The 18420-nt window shown below is 51.1% G+C and carries 20 protein-coding genes; 17 read left to right on the forward strand and 3 right to left on the reverse strand.

The window, feature by feature from the left end:
- Positions 1-170 precede the first annotated feature (170 nt).
- The 13 genes from IE054_RS15780 to IE054_RS15840 all read left to right on the forward strand — a co-directional run bounded on the left by IE054_RS15780 (position 171) and on the right by IE054_RS15840 (position 12950).
- Positions 171-1079 carry a sulfite exporter TauE/SafE family protein gene (locus IE054_RS15780; protein WP_189408067.1) on the forward strand — a complete coding sequence of 303 codons (909 nt, stop codon included), beginning with the start codon at positions 171-173 and terminating at the stop codon, positions 1077-1079.
- 210 nt (positions 1080-1289) lie between these two features.
- Positions 1290-2600 carry an alpha-amylase family glycosyl hydrolase gene (locus IE054_RS15785; protein ID WP_189408068.1) on the forward strand — a complete coding sequence of 437 codons (1311 nt, stop codon included), beginning with the start codon at positions 1290-1292 and terminating at the stop codon, positions 2598-2600.
- 102 nt (positions 2601-2702) lie between these two features.
- Positions 2703-4616 carry a DNA repair helicase YoaA gene (gene yoaA, locus IE054_RS15790; RefSeq protein ID WP_189408069.1) on the forward strand — a complete coding sequence of 638 codons (1914 nt, stop codon included), beginning with the start codon at positions 2703-2705 and terminating at the stop codon, positions 4614-4616.
- 15 nt (positions 4617-4631) lie between these two features.
- Positions 4632-5315, forward strand: coding sequence for a tRNA (adenosine(37)-N6)-threonylcarbamoyltransferase complex dimerization subunit type 1 TsaB (tsaB, locus tag IE054_RS15795; protein ID WP_189408070.1), 684 nt, complete (start codon positions 4632-4634; stop codon positions 5313-5315).
- Between the two features lie 99 nt (positions 5316-5414).
- Positions 5415-5711: a hypothetical protein gene (locus IE054_RS15800; RefSeq protein ID WP_189408071.1), complete on the forward strand. Its 297-nt coding sequence runs from the start codon at positions 5415-5417 to the stop codon at positions 5709-5711.
- Positions 5712-5829: 118 nt separating this feature from the next.
- Positions 5830-6513, forward strand: coding sequence for a Slp family lipoprotein (locus IE054_RS15805; protein WP_229805204.1), 684 nt, complete (start codon positions 5830-5832; stop codon positions 6511-6513).
- Positions 6514-6662: 149 nt separating this feature from the next.
- Positions 6663-7502 (forward strand): alpha/beta fold hydrolase, encoded by an 840-nt coding sequence (locus tag IE054_RS15810; protein ID WP_189408072.1) that lies wholly within the window; start codon positions 6663-6665, stop codon positions 7500-7502.
- A 125-nt stretch (positions 7503-7627) separates the two neighbouring features.
- Entirely contained in the window at positions 7628-9280 is a 1653-nt protein-coding gene (fadD, locus tag IE054_RS15815; protein ID WP_189408073.1) for a long-chain-fatty-acid--CoA ligase FadD, read from the forward strand.
- Positions 9281-9337: 57 nt separating this feature from the next.
- The gene (rnd, locus tag IE054_RS15820) at positions 9338-10528 is read left to right on the forward strand and encodes a ribonuclease D (protein WP_189408143.1); all 1191 of its coding nucleotides are present in this window, start codon (positions 9338-9340) and stop codon (positions 10526-10528) included.
- Positions 10525-10821: a YcgL domain-containing protein gene (locus tag IE054_RS15825; protein ID WP_189408074.1), complete on the forward strand. Its 297-nt coding sequence runs from the start codon at positions 10525-10527 to the stop codon at positions 10819-10821. The genes rnd and IE054_RS15825 overlap by 4 nt, the downstream gene beginning before the upstream one ends.
- On the forward strand, positions 10818-11792 hold the full coding sequence (locus tag IE054_RS15830; protein ID WP_189408075.1) for a lytic murein transglycosylase: 975 nt from the start codon (positions 10818-10820) through the stop codon (positions 11790-11792). The genes IE054_RS15825 and IE054_RS15830 overlap by 4 nt, the downstream gene beginning before the upstream one ends.
- A 1-nt stretch (position 11793) precedes the next feature.
- Positions 11794-12459: a fumarylacetoacetate hydrolase family protein gene (locus IE054_RS15835; protein ID WP_189408076.1), complete on the forward strand. Its 666-nt coding sequence runs from the start codon at positions 11794-11796 to the stop codon at positions 12457-12459.
- Positions 12456-12950, forward strand: coding sequence for a YcgN family cysteine cluster protein (locus IE054_RS15840; RefSeq protein WP_189408077.1), 495 nt, complete (start codon positions 12456-12458; stop codon positions 12948-12950). The genes IE054_RS15835 and IE054_RS15840 overlap by 4 nt, the downstream gene beginning before the upstream one ends.
- A 4-nt stretch (positions 12951-12954) precedes the next feature.
- On the opposite strand, the gene IE054_RS15845 is transcribed toward IE054_RS15840, so the two are convergent.
- The 3 genes from IE054_RS15845 to nhaB are packed head-to-tail and all read right to left on the reverse strand — an operon-like array spanning position 12955 to position 15617.
- Complete coding sequence (locus tag IE054_RS15845) at positions 12955-13500, reverse strand: GNAT family N-acetyltransferase (protein WP_189408078.1); 546 nt, start codon at positions 13498-13500, stop codon at positions 12955-12957.
- Positions 13497-14024 carry a disulfide bond formation protein DsbB gene (gene dsbB / locus IE054_RS15850; RefSeq protein ID WP_189408079.1) on the reverse strand — a complete coding sequence of 176 codons (528 nt, stop codon included), beginning with the start codon at positions 14022-14024 and terminating at the stop codon, positions 13497-13499. Before dsbB ends, IE054_RS15845 begins: the two co-directional genes overlap by 4 nt.
- 9 nt (positions 14025-14033) lie before the next feature.
- A complete protein-coding gene (gene nhaB / locus IE054_RS15855) occupies positions 14034-15617 on the reverse strand; it encodes a sodium/proton antiporter NhaB (RefSeq protein WP_189408080.1) in 1584 nt (527 codons plus the stop codon).
- A 366-nt stretch (positions 15618-15983) separates the two neighbouring features.
- Here nhaB and fadR point away from each other — a divergent pair, with 366 nt between their 5' ends.
- From fadR to IE054_RS15875, 4 genes are all read left to right on the forward strand, one after another.
- A complete protein-coding gene (gene fadR, locus IE054_RS15860; RefSeq protein WP_189408081.1) occupies positions 15984-16694 on the forward strand; it encodes a fatty acid metabolism transcriptional regulator FadR in 711 nt (236 codons plus the stop codon).
- A 180-nt stretch (positions 16695-16874) separates the two neighbouring features.
- A complete protein-coding gene (locus tag IE054_RS15865; RefSeq protein ID WP_189408082.1) occupies positions 16875-17261 on the forward strand; it encodes a VOC family protein in 387 nt (128 codons plus the stop codon).
- 82 nt (positions 17262-17343) lie between these two features.
- On the forward strand, positions 17344-17715 hold the full coding sequence (locus IE054_RS15870; RefSeq protein WP_189408083.1) for a phasin-related domain-containing protein: 372 nt from the start codon (positions 17344-17346) through the stop codon (positions 17713-17715).
- 79 nt (positions 17716-17794) lie between these two features.
- Positions 17795-18412 carry a hypothetical protein gene (locus IE054_RS15875; protein ID WP_189408084.1) on the forward strand — a complete coding sequence of 206 codons (618 nt, stop codon included), beginning with the start codon at positions 17795-17797 and terminating at the stop codon, positions 18410-18412.
- The last annotated feature ends 8 nt before the right edge of the window (positions 18413-18420 follow it).

The raw sequence follows: 18420 nt of genomic DNA on the forward strand, positions 1-18420 counted from the left end.
ACGACATTTTGATTAGCCTTAACGTCATGTAACTATGTTCATAAACCGTCTGCTTGTAAAATTAAAAGCATGTATAAAACATGCCGATAATGTATCCGTATCTTCCTTAGACAAAAAAAGTTTGGCAAAGTAGCGCACTTTCTTTATGCCGCCTGTTGTGAGGGTGCTGAGTGACAGTAAAAACAAGTCTATTTTCAAAAAGAGTGGTACTGGGCGCACTGGCCTTCGCGTGGCTGATACTGCTATGTGTGCAAAGTGATCTTACGCTGTTGCTTAAAGACTACGGCCTGTTTACGTTTCTGGGTATATTCGGCGCCATTTTTGCTAATGCGACAGGCGCGGGGGGCGGTGTTGTATTTGTGCCGTTTTTTAATCATCTTAACTTTGCTCCACAGGCAATCGTGGCGACCAGTTTTGGGATCCAGTGCTGCGGCATGACCGCGGGAGCGATTACCTGGTACCTTCACGCAACATCAGAGCATGCGCGGGATCCGCAATGGCAGGTACTAGGGCGCGGGTTGGCGGTTGTGACCCCGGCCGCGCTCTGTGGCATCTGGCTGGCGCAATACGGTGGAAACGCCATCCCGGCACTGTCTTTGTTGCGGGGGAATCTGGATCATCTGCACCTGGGCTTTGGTATTTTTTCGATTGTACTGGCACTGGCAATATACGGTTCTGTTGCATTGCTTAACAGAACTGTGACACTCACTGCGCTGTCGCAAGCCGACGTCTTCTGGTTACCGGTGGTTGGTTTTGTTGGAGGACTGATCACTGCCTGGTTGTCGGTGGGGGTAGGCGAGTTAGTGGCGGTATACCTCATCATTAGAGGGTTTAATGTCACGATGAGTATTGCCCTAGCCGTTATCTTATCCGCTGTCTCGGTGTGGGCCGCCATTGGCTTTCATTTGAGTGTTACACAGGCGGTGGTGTGGCAGGTTGTTCTGTTCGCTGGTGCTGGTGCAGTGCTGGGCGGCGTTATTGCTAAATATCTGGTGCTGGCGTTTTCCCCAAAACATCTGAAAATATTCTTTGGCACCTGGGTTCTCGTTCTGGGGGTAAGTGGCCTGCCTGTCTACTAGGGAAGATGCGAATAAATCTATCATCATTCAGCGAGTCCTGAAGTGTGCAGTCGCAAGGCAGGTTAGACGGACTATGGCTGTCGCCCCTGGCAAGAAAATTAACGCAGCGAATGGATGCTTCAGGCGTGTTCACGCCTTCTAAACTTACTATTGAACGTCATACGCCTGCCTGAAGTAACAATGCTATAAGCGTATTAAGGAGAGCATGACGTGCAGACTTCATTTCAGCCAAGCAGTGATTATCAACTTGAACAGCCATCCTGGTCGAAAGATGCGGTCATTTACCAGGTTAATACACGTCAGTTTTCTGCGTCAGGTGACTTTGATGGTGTTACCGCGGGGCTGGATCATATTCAGGCATTGGGCGCCCGCATTCTCTGGCTGATGCCAATACATCCAATTGGCGAAAAAAATCGCAAAGGTACACTTGGCAGCCCCTATGCAGTTAAAGATTATAAAGCCATCAATTCTGAATTTGGCGATGCCAGTGATCTGCGCAGGCTGGTGAATGAGGCGCACTCCCGCGATATGAAAGTGATCCTTGACTGGGTCCCCAATCACAGCGCGTGGGACAATCCACTGGTGGACAGCCACCCCGAATGGTACGCCAGAGATTATAAAGGTGACTTCCGGCCTTCGCCGTGGTGGGACTGGACAGATATCATTGAATTTGACTACGACAACGCTGCACTGCGGAAATATATGATTGAGGCCATGCAGTACTGGGTCACCGAGTTTGATATTGATGGTTACCGGTGTGATGTCGCGGGGTATGTGCCCAACGACTTTTGGGTGCAGGCAAGACACGCACTGTCAGCACATAAAGATGTGTTTATGCTGGCCGAATGGGAAAACAGGGACTTGCATGAGCAGGCATTCAATATGAGTTACGCCTGGAGCTGGAATGAGACGATGCACGACATCGCTCACGGCCGTGCACCGCTGGACAGGCTGCGCAAATACTACTCCTGGAACGAACGGGCCTGGCCAAGGCAGGCATACCGCATGACGTTTGTGAGTAACCATGATAAGAACGCCTGGGATGGAACGCAGTACGAGCAGTTTGGCGGGTGTCTCGAAGCGGCGATCGTGTTATCGGTGATTGGTGAGGGAGTGCCATTGATTCACAATGGTCAGGAAGCAGGCGAGTCAAAGCGTCTGGCTTTTTTTGAGCGTGATCCGATTGAGTGGAAAAAACATGAAATCGGCGCGCTCTATCAGCATCTGATTGCCCTGAAAAAGCGGATTCCGGCATTGTGGAACGGGGCATTCGGCGCACGCATGATTCAGGTGCCTAACTCAGATATGGAAAAGGTACTGAGCTTTGTGCGTCAACAGGGCCCGCATAAGGTCTTTGTGATCCTGAATTTGTCGGCATCGCCAGTGTCCGTCACCTTTAACGAGGATTTGTTTACCGGCAGGTATACCGACAGCTATCTGCGACGCAAGCGGGAGTTTCGGCATGACAGTGTGGTTGACCTGTCTGGCTGGCAATACCAAATCTGGATTAACGGTCTGTAACGCGCGGACACCTTCGGGCGTTTTGTAACCGATTAACTGACTTTAGTGGCAGTCGCTTCATTTTTTTTGGCATAATGCCGTTTTTCCCATTCAGATGTAGCTATGCCCTCATTGAAATCCGTGTTCAGCGCTGACGGCCTGTTGGCCGACCAAATCCAGGGGTTTGTGCCCAGAGACGCGCAAACCGACATGGCGGAAGCGGTAGAAAAAGCCATTGAAGACAATGAAAGCCTGATTGTTGAAGCCGGAACCGGTACCGGCAAAACGTTTGCCTATCTGGTTCCTGCTTTGAAGGGGGAGGGCAAAGCGATTATCTCCACCGGCACCAAAAACCTTCAGGAGCAACTCTACCACCGGGATTTGCCGATCGTGAAAAAAGCGCTGGGTAGCCGTCGTAAAACCGCATTGCTAAAAGGCCGGGCCAACTACCTCTGCCTGCACCGGCTGGCACAGCATGGTGGCAATTCAACGCTGGTGGACACGCAGGTGCTTGATCAGCTTTCAACGGTCAAACAATGGGCGACCACCACCAAGACCGGCGACATGGGCGAGCTTAAAAAACTGCCGGAAGACGCCCGGGTACTTCCCATGGTGACCTCGACGGTAGACAACTGCCTGGGGCGTGATTGTCCTGACTACGAAGACTGTTATCTGGTAAAAGCCAGACGTAAGGCGCTGGATGCCGATGTCATTGTCGTGAATCATCACTTGTTCTTTGCCGATATGGCGCTAAAAGATACGGGCTTTGGTGAACTGATACCGGAGGCTGACAGCATTATCTTCGATGAAGCGCATCAGATCCCAGACATTGCCAGTGACTATTTTGGCGAGGCACTTTCCACCCGACAGCTTCAGGATTTGGCAAAAGATATTACCTTGTTGTACCGCACTGTTTTAAAAGATGCGGCACAGCTTGATACGGCTGCGGACAAATGCCGGATGATTGCAGCAGATTTGCGGTTACTGTTTCCTGATACCCCGCAACGGGGAAACTGGGCACAGGCGCTGGAGCGCGATGAAGTGCGTCACGAGGCAGGCAAACTGGCTGAAGCGCTTGGTATACTACACGAAGTGTGTCGTTTGCATATTGGTCGCGACAAGGACCTGGATAATTTGTATGAACGCATCGTCAGCACGCGAGAGCAGCTGGATGCCCTGTGTAATACAGAGCAGGACGGCGTCAGTCTGTGGTATGAAACCACACCCCGTCACCTCATCATGCACCTGACCCCCTTGTCCATCGCGGCGAAATTCCGCCGCTTCATTAACGCGGTACCGCGCGGCTGGGTATTTACCTCTGCCACACTCATGGTAAACGGCGGGTTTGAGCACTTTCAGCGCCGCATGGGGCTGGAAGACGCACGAACGCTGGGACTGGACAGTCCGTTTAATTATCAGCAACAGGCGATGTTGTGTGTGCCCCGCTATCTGCCTGAGCCCAACAGCCCTGCCATGAAAAAGGTTTTGCTGGACACCGCAAAACGCATCATTAAAGCCAGTCGCGGGCGTTGTTTTTTACTGTTTACCAGCCATGCCATGCTGCGTTTGATTGCCAGCCAGCTGGCAGAAGAAGTAGATAACCCGCTGTTGGTGCAGGGCACCACGACAAAACAGGCATTGCTTGATGCGTATCTGGCTGATGAAAATGCCGTGTTGCTGGGCACTGGGGCATTCTGGGAAGGCGTCGATGTGCGCGGCAGCGATCTGGTTTGTGTCATGATTGACAAACTGCCATTTGCATCACCGGATGATCCGCTGCTGCAGGCCCGCATTGAGGATGTCAAAAAGCGGGGGGCCAACCCGTTTGCCACAATTCAGATCCCCCAGGCGGTTATTACCCTCAAACAAGGCGCGGGTCGCCTGATACGGGATCCGCAGGATAAGGGGGTGCTGGTCATCTGCGACAACCGTCTGGTAACCCGGCATTATGCGAAAACGTTTGTCGCCAGCTTACCCGATATGCAGCGCACCCGTAGTCTGGATAACGTGGAAGCATTTCTGACAAGCATTGAATAACAGGTTGAATGAAAAATGAATATTCTTGCAATTGATACGGCTACCGAAGCCTGCTCAGTAGCCCTGCGTACGTCCGACCAGGAGGTTTGCCGGTTTGAGGTTTGCCCCCAACAGCACAGCCAGCGTTTGTTGCCTATGGTGGATGAGGTCCTCAAAGACGCAGGTTTAACACTCGGTGATGTGCAATTGCTGGCCTACGGCAACGGGCCAGGTAGTTTTACCGGCGTACGCATTGCAACTGGCATGATTCAGGGGCTTGCGCTGGGCTCAGCGCTGCCGGTGGCAGGGGTCAGTACGCTACAGGCAATGGCGCAGCAGGTACTGAATGAAACCAACGCTACCGAGGTTGCCGTCGCCATCGATGCCAGAATGGGTGAAGTGTATTTTGCCTGCTTTGAGCGTAAAGCGGAACTTGCAACGCCGGTCATCATGCAGCAAGTCTGTTCGCCTGAGGCTGCTGCCGCGCAGCTTGATGGTAAGACTGGCTATGCAAAAGCAGGCACGGGATGGGAGGCCTACCCGGCACTGTCTGCGCTCGCTGAAGAAACGCCAGTATCCGTATTCTACCCTGATGCCAGGCATATGACGGCGCTTGCGCTAAGTATTCACCAGCGGGGTGACAGTACCGATGCGCTGGGGGTGACGCCTGTTTACCTGCGTGACAAAGTCACCTGGAAGAAGTTGCCTGGCAGAGAGTAGTACGGAATGGTTTTTGCTTTGCCAATGGGCTTTACTATGATCACAGCGCTATAATCAGGAGTGTACAGCAGCCCTGGCACCGGGCTGAAAGCAGCGACCATGGAAATCAATACGTCACTTGTTACTGTCGGTAATGATGGTAATCCCAAAAAAGTCAGGCCAGTCAGTGAGCAGCAGCAAAAAAACGCTGAGCGGCAGGCCGCGCCGGTACAGCAGGAACTGGTAAAAGCACCGAAAAGCGCTGCAGACTTTCAGCAGGCCAGCGAGTATCAACGTTTTGTTCGTGACGTCTCAGACAATAAAAGCCAACAGGCTATTTCAACCTATACCAGCCTCGCGAGACAATCTCAGCGTGAACACGTGCAAACGCTTTTTGGGGTTGATACCTACGTATAATTCGCGTCCCATACATTAAACGCTGAAAAAAAGTCGTGGAAGGGCTGAGTTCAGTTTCTGTTCATGAAACAATGTGATAATGGTTATTCAGGTACATCTATTTAAGTCAGGAAGTCAAATGATTCGTAACGCGTTATTGATTCTTGCTATCGCCACTCTGTCAGGGTGTGCGATCGTGCCAGATAGTATTGAAGTGCCAGAGGGCACACAACTGGTCAGCTACTCAAAGGCTGTTACCGCAGGCTCTGATGCTGTAGGACAGACTGCGCGGTGGGGAGGTGTGATTGTTGGTGTGGAGAACAAGCCACAGAAAACCTGGATTGAAATGGTGCATTTTCCTCTCAATCATTACGGCAAGCCAAAACGGTCAGAAGAAACGATCGGCAGATTTAAAGTGGCCATTGACGGTTTTGTCGACCCGATCACGTTCGAAGAAGGGCGTTCGGTGACATTTCTGGGTACGCTGACCAGCCCCAGTGCAGGCATGATAGGCGAGCAGCCCTACATGTATCCAACCATTGATGGTCTGGACTACCATATGTGGCGAAAAGAAACGGCCTATGATGTCTCAACGCTGTATTTTAACTTTGCAACGGGATGGTATTCGCCGTTCTATTCGCCATTCTACCGACCTCACTGGGGGTTCCATCGTTCCCGCATCCGCGTTATCGAGCGTAGCAACGGTGTACCTGGTGGTGCAGTTAAATCCCGCGGCAACATACCAAATACGATTGGCAACAGCAGGCAGGGCACAGACCGGCGACCATCAGAGCACAGACAGATCCATACTCAGGAAAAATAGCGGCAACGCTTTTCCGAAAGGCGGCATTGTTATGCCGCTTTTTTTGTTTGTTAACGGCAAACATTTACCGCTTTTCGCTCGTAGTTGTAAATTACAATATGGTGAGGGGAGGACCTCATCGACGAAGCACCAGCTACAGGAAGGGAAACATGCAGGACACTGAATTTCATTTGGGCGAGCAAGTTATTGCCGGGCTTGATAACCAGGGGACCGGGCCTGTGGTCATTGGACTGCATGGCTTTCTGGATAATGCCAGTAGCCTGCAACCTTTGGCGCCTTATTTACAGCGCACGCGATTTATTTCACTGGATTTGCCCGGACATGGCCTCTCTTCCCATCGTCCGCCGGGAGCTCAGTATAATCAGGCTGATTATCTTCAGGATCTGTATGCACTGATTGAACAACAGCAGTGGGACAAAGTGATCCTGCTCGGACATTCTCTCGGCGGCATACTGGCGAGTATTTTTGCAGGCTTGTTTCCTGAGCGTGTAGCCGGGCTGATTAGTCTTGATGTGTGCGGGCCGCTTACTGAGGATGCGTCGACGACCGCTAAGCAAATGCGTGAGTCCATCGTCAATCGCCATCAGAAACGACGTAATCAGTTAAAGCCGGTTGAACTGGATAAGGCTGTCGAGGCCCGTTGCAGTGTTGCTGACATTGCCCCGGAGCAGGCAAGGGTGATCCTGTCACGAAACCTGACACAGGATGCCAGTGGCCACAGTTTCTGGGCCAGCGATCCGCGGGTCAGAACGCGCTCAACCCTAAGGCTCACAGAGTCACAGGCTAAAGCGATCATGCAGCAAATAGACTGTCCGATATTGTTTACTGCGGCGTCCCGCAGCTTTAAAAAAACGGCTATGGTATATCAGCAGCGCGCCAGCTGGTTTGCCAATGCACGTTGTGAAAATATCGAGGGCGGTCATCATGCGCACATGGAGGCCCCGGATGAAAGCGGGCCGCTTATTCGCGCGTTTGTTGAACAATTGTAAATTGTGACGTTTATTTTTCGTTGCTCATCCTATACTATTCGCAAGATATCAGACCAGTTGCCTGGTGCTTGTGTACGTTACACGACGTAAGTGCCGCAAGATAATAATAAGTGAAGGAGGTTTTGGTGGAAAAAACCTGGCTTGAGCATTACGACTCACGTGTACCCGCAGACATAGATCCGGATCACTACTCGTCTGTCATTGATATTTTTGAACAGTCTGTCAAAAAGTTTGCTGACAAGACTGCGTATATCAATATGGGTCAGTCGATGACATTTGCCGAACTGGATACCCAGTCAGCACAATTTGCGGCATACCTGCAAAGTAGCGGTTTAAAGCGTGGTGACGCGGTAGCGATTATGATGCCAAACCTGCTGCAGTATCCGGTTGCCATGTTTGGTATTTTGCGCGCAGGTATGGTGGTGGTGAACGTTAACCCGCTCTACACTGCCCGTGAGCTTAAACACCAGCTCAACGATTCCGGGGCCAAAGTCATTGTCATTGTTGAAAACTTCGCCTGTACGCTGGAAAAAGTGATTCAGGAGACGCAGGTAGAACAGGTGTACCTGACAGCTCTGGGCGATATGCTGCCGGCACCGAAACGCTGGGTTGTGAATTTTGCTGTTAAATACATCAAGAAGATGGTCCCGTCGTTTTCACTCAGTAGCACAATATCCTTCACGTCAGCGGTGAAGCAGGGCGCCTCAAAGTCCTATTCCCGTCCTCAGGTTTCTGGTGATGATCTGGCCTTTTTACAGTATACCGGTGGGACTACCGGTGTTTCTAAAGGCGCGATGCTGACCCATCGAAATATGATTGCTAACCTCGAACAGGTATCGAGTATTCTTGAAACGGTGATCGAACCGGACAAGGACATGGTGGTAACGGCGTTACCGCTCTACCATATCTTTGCGCTGCTGGCGAACTGCCTGTTGTTCGTCAAGCAAGGCTGTCCGAATTTGCTGATCACAAACCCTCGGGATATGCAGGGCTTTGTGAAAGAACTGAGCAATCATCCTTTCACCATTTTGCCCGGCGTGAACACGCTGTTTAACGGCTTGTTAAACACGCCAGGGTTCAGCGAACTGGACTTTTCCAACTTCAAATTTGGCCTGGGTGGCGGTATGGCGGTACAACGTCCGGTGGCCGAAAAATGGCAGAAAGCCACCGGTACGGTACTGCTTGAAGGTTACGGGCTGACCGAGTGTTCACCGGTAGTCACCGTAAACCCGCCGCAACTTGATGAATATAAAGGCGCGATAGGCATGCCTGTGCCATCTACGGATATCAAATTGCTTGATGAAGACGGCAATGAGGTACCAATGGGCGAGCCTGGCGAGATGTGGGTGAAAGGGCCACAGGTTATGACAGGCTACCTTAACCGCGCGGAAGCCACGGATGAGATCCTCAAAGACGGCTGGCTGGCGACCGGTGATATTGCGACCGTCGATGAGCAGGGTTACTTCTATATTGTTGACCGCAAAAAAGATATGATACTGGTCTCGGGATTCAATGTGTTTCCGAACGAAATTGAAGAAGTTGCTGCAATGCATGACGCAGTGGTTGAAGCCGCCGCGATTGGTGTTCCCCATGAAGTCAGCGGCGAAGTCGTTAAACTATACGTAGTGAGAAAAGATGACTCACTTACCGAAGAAGCAGTGATCGCGCATTGTCGTGACCATTTAACCGGGTACAAGGTACCAAAGAAAGTGGTCTTTAAAGAAGAACTGCCAAAAACCAATGTAGGTAAGATCCTGCGCAGAGAACTGCGCGACTAACGGGCTACGCAGACAGGAGACAATAACAGCCGGCCTATGCCGGCTGTTTTTTTAGTGATGCATTATTCGCTTATTACAACATCAGATGCGCTTTCATCGGTCTGTGACCAGGCTCGCACGAAAGACGCAGTGGCACTGGACACAGAGTTCGTCCGCACCCGCACACTCACCCCTCAGCTTGGTCTTATTCAACTTTATGATGGCGACCAGCTGGTACTGATTGATCCGCTGGCCATTGACGACATGGCGCCCATGGTGGCGCTGCTTAGCGATACATCAACCATCAAAGTATTACATGCCTGCTCAGAAGATCTGGAGGCGTTTAACAGCGCACTGGGCGTGATACCGGAGCCCGTGTTTGATACGCAGTTTGCTGCGGGCATTCTGGGAATGGGGGCGGCGATGGGGTACGCGCGTCTAATTGAAGCCTTGTGTGCCAAGACACTGGACAAGGGCGAGTCCCGCACTGACTGGCTGGCGCGCCCGTTATCGCCTCGTCAGCTGGAATATGCGGCCAATGATGTGCTGTATTTGTTACCGGCCTATATGAAGCTGAAAGACCAGATTGACGATATTAATAAAACCGACTGGGTGTTCAGGGAAGTCGCAACAATTGCCGCGAAGAAACGCGCGACCATCCCGCCCGGGTTTGCGTATTTACAAATTAAGAACAACTGGCGGCTGTCACCGCGTCAGCTACAGGTTTTGCAGGCCCTCGCGGCCTGGCGTGTATCGGTAGCAGTGAAAAAGGATCTGGCACTCAATTTTGTCTTTAAGGAAAACCATCTGTTTGACGTAGCCAGTGTATTGCCGGCAAGTAAAACCGCTTTGTCGAAAATTCACGGGCTCAACCCACACACTATTCGCCGCTATGGCGAAGTGGTGGTGGACATTGTGAGTGACAGTTTACGTGCGTTCGATAACGCCCCTGAACAGGATCATCTGCCTGTCGTGCAGCGGCTAATTGATATTCCCGAGTACAAAAAAACGCTGAACGCACTCAAAACAACCACAACATCGCTCGCCGTGAAGTACGGTGTGGCGCCGGAAATTATGGCGTCGAAAAAACAGCTTAATCAGTTGCTTAAATGGTACTGGTTTGAGCTTGACGAGACCCGCGCGCAGGGGCTGATGCCGGATGTACTGAGCGGCTGGCGCCAGCGATATTTTGAAGAGCCGGTCAGGGCGTTACTCGGCCCGTATCCCTCGACGACTGTGTCAGTTAATTCAACAGCAGGACCATTATGATCATTGCCGTTTATAAAACCCGGCGCAAAGCCGGTATGTATCTTTATGTTCCAGGAAAAGATGACTTCAGTGCTGTTCCCGAGTCATTACTGCAACAGTTCAGTCAGCCTGAACTGGTGATGCTGATTGCACCTGAGAAGCGTAAAATGCTGGCCGGTGTTGACAAGGAAGCACTGTTAAGCGCGCTTGATGAAAAAGGCTATTACCTTCAGATGCCACCCAAAGAAGAGGATTTGCTGGCCTCACACCGGGTGAGTCTTGGCCTTAGCCCTAAGCCAGAGGAGCGGGAATGAAAAGACTGATTGTAATTTGTGTGTTGCTGCTCACCAGTGGCATCGCGCACACGAAGGAAAAGACAGAAGCCGGATTCAGGGCCTATGTGGCATCACTGAAACAGCAGGCTCAGGACAAAGGCTTCAGTCAGGCGTGGCTGGACACGACACTGACTGAGATGGCGTTTCGGCCTACTGTTATTGCCTCTGACAAGAATCAGCCAGAACGCAAAACCACGCTGGATGATTATCTGGCCACCCGGGTTCCCGACTGGAAGGTTGAGCAGGCGGTCGAAAAACTTGCATCACGGCAAGACCTGCTCGATGAAATCGGCACCAAATACGGCGTCCAGCCGCGCTTTATTGTGGCATTGTGGGGAAATGAGTCTAACTTCGGGCGTATTCAGGGGAACCATGATGTACTCAGTGCACTGGCATCGCTGGCGTATGAAGGACGACGGGAAGCACTGTTTAAAAAGCAGTTTTTTGCAGCGCTGACGATTTTAAACGAAGGCCATATTGACCGACAGGCGTTCAACGGCTCCTGGGCGGGTGCAATGGGGCAAAGCCAGTTTATGCCGACCTCGTTTTTAACCTATGCGGTAGATTACGACGGCGATGGCAAAAAAGACATCTGGGGCACAGAGGCAGATGTCTTTGCGTCTATTGCTAATTTTCTGGCATCAGAGGGCTGGAATGACGCCCTGACCTGGGGCCGGCAGGTAAAAGTACAGGGTGACCCCAACACACTCAGTCAGGGACTTTCGCACCAGGCATCGCTGGCTGACTGGCAGCAATCGGGGGTACGTCGCTACAATGGAAATAACCTGCCAACCAATGAGATTGATGCTTCGCTAATTATGCCAGATGGTCCTGATGGCCGGATCTATCTGGTGTATGACAATTTTCGTACGCTGATGAGGTGGAACCGGTCGCTCTATTTCGGTGTGTCGGTTGGCTATCTGTCTGATCGGATTAAACGAGGCTACTAACATGTATCAGCACAGTGATGAACGTGGCATGCCGATTGATTTGCCGGTCGGTAAGGTGGTGTGTATTGGCAGGAATTACCGCGATCATATCGAAGAAATGCAGTCTCTGGTACCGGTATCACCACTGTTGTTTATTAAGCCTCGCGCAGCAATGTGTGTCCTGTCAGAACCTGTCAGGATCCCTGAAGGGAAGGGGGCCTGTCACAATGAACTGGAGCTTGCCGTTTTATTGAGTGCGCCGCTAAAAAATGCCAGCCCTCAGGAAGCAGAAAGCGCCATCTGGGGCGTGGGACTTGGTCTGGATCTCACGTTACGTGATTTGCAGCAGTCACTCAAAGCCCAGGGCTACCCCTGGGAGCGCGCAAAAGCCTTTGATTTCAGTTGCCCGTTGTCCGGATTTGTGCCGAAAAGTCAGCTTGCAGAGCTCGATGCACTTACCTTTACGCTGAGCATTAACAACGAGTGCCGGCAACAGGGTAACAGTGCCATGATGCTACATCCGGTCGTGCCACTCATTGCACATATGTCGACGCAGTTTTCACTGGACGCCGGCGATGTCATCCTAACCGGCACGCCGAAAGGCGTAGGACCTATGCATAATGGCGACACTTTGCAGGCAACACTGGGTGAAACACTTTCAATTACAAGTCGGGTGGTGCAGCTATGACGAACCCTTTCTGGGAAACCAAAACGCTTGAGGAAATGAACGACGCGGAATGGGAAGCGGTTTGCGACGGCTGTGCAAAATGCTGTCTGCACAAGTTTATCGATGATGACAGTAGTGACGACGCGCAGCCCACCGATGTCCTCTACGAGGGCGAGCAGGTTCATTACACCAGTATTGTGTGTACGCTTCTTAACACAAAGCGCTGTGAATGCAGTCAGTATGAAAAGCGCACTGAACTGGTGCCTGACTGTGTGAAACTGACTAAAGAAAATCTTAAAGACATCTTTTTTATGCCACCAAGCTGCTCGTACCGGCGCCTCTATGAAGGTCGCGGTCTGCCCGCCTGGCATCCGCTACTCAACAAGGGAAAGAAAAGCGCCATGCATAGCAAGGGCATGTCGGTGCGCGGAAAAACCGTGGATGAAGCGGATGTTTCTCTGGAAGACGCGGAAGACTATATCGCCCTGTGGCCACTGGAGGATATCGATTAAGCGTTCAGGTGATGCTGTATAGCAATGCATCCCGGCCAAACACGCGCTTGCGGCATACCCCTTCTTTTTCCGCTCCCAGCCGCGTCACCACCCTCAGGCTGGCTTTGTTCGCAGGCTCAACCAGACATTCAAGCCTGTGAAGGCCCATTTGCGAAAAACCGAGTTTGATAAGCGAGCGGCATAATGCCGTCGCGAGGCCGCGGCCACAGGCGTCTGGTCGCAGCCAAAAGCCGAGGTTAGCACTTAAATGTACCGGGTGAATATAGTTAATCAGGCCCATTCCCAGACACTGATCATCGTCAATAAGCAGGTAAGTAATGCCATACCCCTGTTCCCGTTGTGACTCCATACCTGTAATACATTGCTTACTGGCAGCGGGCGTTACCGGGCACAGGGTGTTGCCCAGCCAGGGGCGAACATGGGCAGCGGACTGCTGCCCTGCGACGCTGAGCATATCCGCGTGTTTTAGCGCAAGACGCTGCACCTGAAGCTGCTGCGAATCCGACTGGACAGGTGGTAGCCGGGAGGGTAGTACGGTCAAATCGATCAAAACGGCTTCTTATCTACCAGTCGGGCAACAAACACAATCACAAACGCAATGAAGTAGGCGGCGAAAATGAATTGCATCCATTCGGCCATTCCCATCGACAAGAACTGCCAGCTGTCTTCAAGACAGTCACCTTCAGCCGCAAAAAATGCCGGAAACCAGTCGTGTAACTGCAGCCACGACGGAAAGTCAGGCACAATGTCACAGGTAGCGAAGAATGGGTTAGGCGCGGTTAAAATATCAATATGTTCCCGTGCAATCAGCCATCCCCAGCCTGCGGAGACGGCCCAGCCGGCAAAGCCCAGCAGCCGACTGAAGCCATTGTTTACCAGCACCACCAACAGCGCGGATAATGCAATGCCGACTACCGCTGTACGCTGATATATACACATTATGCAGGGCTTAAGGCCCAGCCCGTACTGGAAATACAATGCCGTCACAAGCAGGGCAACCGCTGATAGCAGCAACACCAGCCAGGACGATTTTTGCTCAGCCCAGCGGCTGAGCGGATGAAATACAGCTTTCATGCCAAATTCCTAATGGGTCGATGAACCGGATGCGGCTTCGGTCACCGAGTGATGTTCAATAAGATGCATGTTGTACAGCATATCTGTGGCATCGGTCAGACCCAGGTACGTGGCAGCCAGACCGACAATGGTCAGTACAATGGTGTAGGGCAGCGCCATCATTACCATTTTTCCGTAAGACAATCGCAACAGCGGGGCAATGGCCGATGTCAGCAAAAACAGAAACGCGGCCTGACCATTTGGCGTTGCGACACTCGGCAGATTGGTACCAGTATTGATGGCCACCGCCAGCATATCGTACTGGTCACGGGTAATATCACCGGCCTGCAGAGCCGCCGTAACTTCAGTGATATACACTGAGCCAACAAACACGTTATCACTGACCATCGACAACACCCCGTTGGCCAGATAAAACATCACCATCTGGGTTTCGCCTTCAAACGATAACACCCAGTGAATGACAGGCTGAAACAGCCCCTGATCGATGATAACGGCGACAATACCAAAAAAGACACATAGCAGCGCGGTAAAAGGCAGGGCTTCTTCAAAGGCCTTGCCCAGTGCATGCTCTTCAATGACGCCGCTCATTGAGGTTGCCAGCACAATTACAGACAATCCAATCAGACCTACCGATGCCATGTGGGTTGCCAGCCCGACAATCAGCCAAATACCAATAAGCGCCTGAACCAGCAGTTTTGCGGTATCTCGTTTACCCCGTCCCTTATCCATGTGCTGATTATATTCAACCAGAATATGGCGGACCGATTCCGGTAATTGTGCGCCATAGCTAAAGCTTTTTGTTTTCTCAAGGACGATGGTGGTAAGCAAACCAAACACGAAAACGGGCAGTGTGACCGGTGACATTCGAATAAAGAACTCAACGAAATTCCAGCCCGCTTTGTCGGCGATAATCAGGTTTTGGGGTTCCCCGACCATGGTCATTACGCCGCCTAACGCAGTACCCACGGCTGAATGCATCATCAGGTTTCGTAAAAAGGCACGGAAGTTTTCCAGATCATTGTGCCCCAGGTCGTGTACATCGTCATCATAGGTATGGTCGTGATCGGAGTGGAACTCTTTACCTGACGCGACTTTGTGGTAAATGGAATAGAAGCCCAGTCCGACACTGATAATAACCGCGACCACCGTGAGCGCATCGAGAAATGCAGAGAGAAACGCAGAAGCGACAATAAAAGACAGTGACAGAATGAGTTTATTTCTGACGCTGATGACCAGTTTGGTGAACAGGTACATCAGCAAATCTTTCATAAAGTAGATACCGGCAACCATGAAGACCAGTAGTAACAGCACTTCCAGGTTGACTTCAATTTCGTGCATCATATGCCCGGGCGAAGTCATACCAATAAACATGGCTTCGATCAGCAGTAATCCGCCTGGCTGCAGTGGGTAGCATTTCAAAGCCATGGCCAGCGTAAAAATAAACTGAATTACCAATGTCCAGCCGGCCACATAGGGGTCGACCATAAACAGCACGGGATTAACAATTAAAAAGGCAATGATGGTTTTTTTGTACCAGTCCGGAGCATGGCCCAGAAAATTTTTGTAAATTGCCGTGGGTAATGAAGTTTGCATGTGTTCCTGTTCCTTTTACAACAATATTGCTGTCAGCACGAACAAACACCACCTTGGTATTTATCTATATGCTTAATATAGCCAAGTTGTCGATTTTTGGGCAGTTTTGTATTGTGATCTGTTCTGGTTCAGAGACTACATGAAATTGCAGGTGTGAGAAAGAAGTAGTTGCCGTTTTGATGGCAGTGCTGGTATTGATTTAAACACCGCCGATTAGCCCTCTGGGCTTAAATTTGATAGTGTCGCAGGCCCCGATTTTAAGAATATGCTCACAGACGTGTTCGCATCCTCCTTAATTGATTGTGTTAATGAAATGTCATCTGGTACAATCAGTTAAGAAAAACAATAACTGGCAGGCAAGACGTTATGATTTATAAGGCTCAGAGCCCCGCAGGATTTGCAGAAGAATATATAGTCGAATCGATTTGGAGCGGGCGCTTTCCACCGGGCACCATCCTGCCGGCAGAAAGAGAACTTTCCGAATTAATCGGTGTGACCCGTACCACGCTGCGCGAAGTACTGCAGCGGCTGGCGCGTGACGGGTGGCTTACCATCCAGCACGGTAAACCCACCAAAGTGAATAATTTCTGGGAAACCTGCGGGTTGAACATTCTGGAAACCCTTGCACGCCTCGATCAGGAAGGGATCCCAGAGCTTGTCGATAATCTTCTGGCTGCCAGAACCAATCTCAGTGCCGTGTTTATTCGTGGTGCGATCAGAAATAACCCCCAGGCGTCTGCTGATATTATTGCCCGTTATCGTGATGTCGAAGAAGAAGGTCTGGCGTTTGCACAGTTCGATTATCAGATGAATCACGATCTTGCACTGGCATCGAATAATAATGTGTTTGTGTTAATGATGAATGGCTTCAAGGGCCTGTACTCCAGAATTGGTGGCTACTTTTTCTCCCACGAGTCCGCACGCAATGTAGCAAAGGCGTTCTATCAGGAGTTGCTTGAAATAGCGCAGCGTGGTGATCACGATGCAGTGCCCAATGTGGTAAGAAAATACGGTATCGAAAGTGGCAAAGTCTGGCAGCAGGTGCGGGAAGATATGCCAAAAGATCTGGTCGATTAATCCAGTCTGACGTGTCAGGACGGTGAAAATACGTCTGAGCAAATAAGCGTATGGCGCTGTTTGCACTCTCAAAAAACGCAGCATTTTATGCTGCGTTTTTTTGTCTGTGTGTAAACGGGCGTTTATGGGCAGGCTGTGCTATACCCATATACCTACCCGCACAGTACAGGAGCTAAGCCCATGCAAAACCCTATCGGATGGTTTGAAATTTATGTCGATGATTTACAACGAGCAAAAGCCTTTTATGAATCGGTGTTTGCCGTTTCCCTAGAGTCACTGACACCGCCGGATACCGGCGAAGACGTCCCCCTGAAGATGCTGGCGTTTCCCTCTGATATGGACGCGTATGGCGCGTCGGGCGCGCTGGTGCAGGTAGAAGGGATGCAGGCGGGGGGCAACAGCACTCTGGTATATTTTAGCTGCGAAGACTGTGCAGTAGAGGGCAGTCGGGTGGCTGAGGCCGGTGGCCGTGTTGAACGGGAAAAAATGGCCATTGGTGAGTATGGTTTTATTGTGCTGGCCTTCGATTCAGAGGGGAATATGATTGGGCTGCATTCCCATCGTTAAAAAAACTGGTTAATTAGTATGCGCTTTCTAATTGTCAGGCGTAACCTGAACACATCAAAGTTAGCGTAACGAGGAAAATGCTATGACAACCAAGAAAACTGACACCATCAAAGGTAAATTCAACGAAGCAGAAGATTTTGCGCGCAAAATCTGGTTAGCCGGCTTAGGTGCGTACGGTAAAAGCGTTGAAGAAGCGCAGGGTCGCTATGACAAGCTGAGCGCAGAAGCCAGTAAGATGTTTGACGATCTGGTATCTAAAGGTGAGAACCTGGAAGATGATGCGCGTAGCAAGTTCAAGTCTACCACCAACGATGTTGAAAACCGCGTATCAGAAGTACGTAAAAAGCTGGGTCTGGACAGCGAGCCATCAGATCAGCGCATTGAAGAGCTGTCTGCCAAGGTTGACGCATTGACAGAAGCAGTGGCTAAACTCGCAGCAAACAGCAACAAGTAAGCTGCGTTCCCCCGGAGGCACACATTCCGGGGGGGGGCCGTCACTTTTCAACGTCTACCGCAATATTAAGGAGTGCTCTATGTCTACAAACCGAAAACCCACATCGCCCTTGCTGGGCTGGATGTCTGCGGGTGCAGATCTTGTATCTGAACAGGTTGAGCAGGTTACCGACATGGTAAGCAAGCAACTGGATGCCACTCACGCCTTATTTGAAGAACTACAGCAGCGCGGCGAGAGTGTGGATGATCAACTGCGTGAAACGCTGAGTCCATCCTCTGTGTTTTCGTCTTTGCAGACGCTGATGATGGCAAACCCACTGTTCTCATTATTCAGTGGCAGTAAGAAAGCCAGCGTCCGGGAACAGCAACTCGAGGTATTGTCGGCAAAAGTCGATTTACTGGTCGAGCAGGTGGCGCTGCTGGCAGCGAAAAAGGCGGCTGAACAGAATGCGTCGGCCACTCCGGCAAAAACCAGTGCTGGCTCAGCGGCTCAGTCCACGACCAAAAAGTCCACGTCCCGTAAAAGTTCGACTGCATCAAAAAGTACATCAGGGACGTCAGCGTCTAAAGCGGGCAGTCAGTCGACACGCAAACGTGCCAGCACATCAACCACCCGTAAACGCAGCAGTACGGGCGCGTCTAAAACGTCCTCTTCATCGGGGACAACGAAAGCAAGCGCGACAAAAAAGGCCGAATAAACGGCCTT

This window comes from Alteromonas halophila (genome assembly GCF_014651815.1).
Lineage (GTDB): Bacteria > Pseudomonadota > Gammaproteobacteria > Enterobacterales > Alteromonadaceae > Alteromonas > Alteromonas halophila.